At 54.3% G+C, this 2,481-nt stretch carries 3 protein-coding genes; all 3 read right to left on the bottom strand.

The features are described 5' to 3' along the window. Positions 1-748: DNA-processing protein DprA (locus PPL9_RS14520; RefSeq protein WP_161831309.1), on the bottom strand; the 748-nt coding region annotated here is incomplete at its 3' end. Positions 749-753: 5 nt separating this feature from the next. Continuing rightward, on the bottom strand, positions 754-1,371 hold the full coding sequence (gene plsY / locus PPL9_RS14515; protein ID WP_057463363.1) for a glycerol-3-phosphate 1-O-acyltransferase PlsY: 618 nt from the start codon (positions 1,369-1,371) through the stop codon (positions 754-756). Positions 1,372-1,497: 126 nt separating this feature from the next. Next, positions 1,498-2,481, bottom strand: a 984-nt coding sequence (locus PPL9_RS14510; RefSeq protein WP_244273396.1) for an amidohydrolase family protein, incomplete at its 5' end; no start/stop codon positions are given.

Raw genomic sequence — 2,481 nt, 5'->3', positions numbered from 1 at the left:
TGTGCAGAGATCCCGATTTTTCTGCGGCTTCAATTAAGATAACACCTAATGACATTCCCGAGATCAGGCGGTTGCGGCGGGGGAAATCCCGAGCTCTCGGGTTCCAGCCCATGGGCATTTCGCTGATGGCTGCTCCGTTGGCTGCGATCATCTTTGCAAAAAGCTCCATATTTTCTTTTGGGTAGATGGTGTCGATGCCTCCGGCAAAGGCTGCGATGGTTCCAGACGTGAGAGCGGCCTGATGCGCTGCGCTATCGATGCCCCGTGCCAGACCTGAGATGATGGTGAAGCCTTCTGCTGAAAGGTCTCCAGCCAGTTTTGTTGCAAACTTTGCTCCGGCGACCGAGCAATTGCGGGCGCCGATGATGGCCAGCGTCTTTTGCGTGCCGGTGAGTTCCTGTTGCAATGGCTCTCTGGCTCGGACCGCGAGCAGGGGTGGGGGTGCATCAATGTGTCTGAGAAGGGGAGGATAGGCGGGCTCGCCCATGGCGACGAGGCGTGCGCCCATTTTATAGAGGGAAGCCAGTTCAGCTTCAGCTTTGTCCATAGAAAAAAGGCGATAAGTTTTCTTACCGCCTCTTCGGGATAACTCTGGCAGGGCATCAAGTGCCGCTTGTGCTGAGCCAAAATGATTGAAGAGCTCCCGGAATGTTCTTGGGCCGACATTCTCAGAGCGGATAAGGCGAAGCCACGCAAGCCGTTGGGTGTCACTTAGGTGTGGTGCCCGGCTTTTGGTGGCTGTCTCCATTTACATCATCCCTTGGAACCGATCTTGCTTTCCTTGCCTTTCAGCAGGCGGGCAATGTTCTCGTGATGTTTTGCCCATAGCAATATGCTGAGTAATCCCATCATTTGCGCAATTTGCCACTGATCGAAAGCCAGCAGAATAAAGGGAGTGACAAGACTTGCTACCAGTGCTGACAGGGATGAGAACTTGGTGATGTAGGCCGTTGCAATCCAGATGGCGATGAAGATGACACCAACCGGCCAGAAGATGCCGAGCAGGATGCCGATGTAAGTAGCAACGCCTTTGCCGCCTTTGAACTTGAGCCAGACCGGGAAAAGGTGACCAAGGAACGCGCCTAGGCCTGCGATTAATGCTGCTTCACCACCCATGTAAAGAGCTACAAGTACGACAGCAACGGTGCCTTTGAGCGCATCACACAGCAGAGTGAGGGCTGCGAGTTTCTTGCTGCCAGTGCGCAGGACGTTGGTGGTGCCAATGTTGCCGGACCCGATGTTTCGGATATCGCCGTGGCCTGCCATTTTTGTAAAGAGCAGGCCAAACGGAATGGAGCCTAATAGGTAGCCAAAGGCCAATGCAGCCAGATAGTAGGGTAAATCAAGGGACCAGCTGATTGGATCAGGCACGAGTGTTCTCCAGTAGTTGAATATTAAAGCAGTATGCCTGTCCTCGCGGATGAGCATACTGCTTTAAAACTTTATCGTATCGCGTGCATTGTGCCAAAGCCTCGTGGGCTGGTTCAGAGCTACACGTTAAATTGCGTCGTGATCTAGGATGCCGCCTGCAACGATGGTTGTCAAAACCCGGCCTGTCAAAGTTTCGTCCTCAAAAGGGGTGTTCTTTGAGCGGGAGCGGATTTTGTCTTTTTCTACGATCCATGGTTTTTGCGGGTCGAACACGATCAGGTCTGCTGGAGCGCCTTTTGAGAGGCGGCCAGCAGGAAGACCAAGACGGTCCGCTGGATTGCAGGTCATTGTTGCAAGCAGTTTGGAAAGTGAGATGTCCTCATTCAGAACGAGGCGCATTCCAGCTCCAAGCATTGTTTCAAGCCCTAAAGCACCATATTCGGCTTCTGCAAAGGGGTGACGCTTAGTTTCCACATCTTGTGGGTTGTGATCGGACATAATGATGTCGATTGTGCCATCTGCCAGTGCTTTCACCATGGCCTGACGATCATCTTCCGTGCGCAGCGGTGGCGACATCTTATGGAAGGTTCGGTAGGGGCCGATGTCGTTTTCGTTGAGCGTGAGATGATTGATGGAGATGCCTGCGGTGACATTGAGGCCGTCGTTCTTCGCTTTCTGGATGGCTTCAGCGCTTTGTGGGCAGGAGATCAGGCGTGCGTGATACTTGCCTTTTGCCATGGCAACAAGGCGCATATCGCGTTCGATTGCGACGAACTCGGCTTCGCGTGGGATGCCGCCCAGACCTAGCCACGAGGCCCTCAGACCTGCGTTCATGACGCCGGAGCCTGCCAGATCCTTATCCTGTGCCTGATGAACCACCAGTGCGTCGAAGTCACGAGCGTAGGTCAGCAGACGGACCAGAACGGAGGAGTTGGTGATTGGCAGTCTGTCATTGGAAAAGGCGATAGCGCCGGCTTCCTTGAGCAGGCCAATCTCGCTCATGTCCTTGCCAGCCAAGCCCTTGGTGAGGGCGGCCATCGGGTGCACGTTGACGATCGCTGTGTCGCGGGCGCGGCGGAGCATGAAGTCCACCAGTGCAGGATCATCAAT

The sequence above is a fragment of the Pseudovibrio sp. POLY-S9 genome, from assembly GCF_001431305.1.
Taxonomy (GTDB): Bacteria; Pseudomonadota; Alphaproteobacteria; order Rhizobiales; family Stappiaceae; genus Pseudovibrio.
The sequence above is the reverse complement of the archived record's forward strand: the minus strand, read 5'-3'. Positions and strand labels throughout refer to the sequence as shown.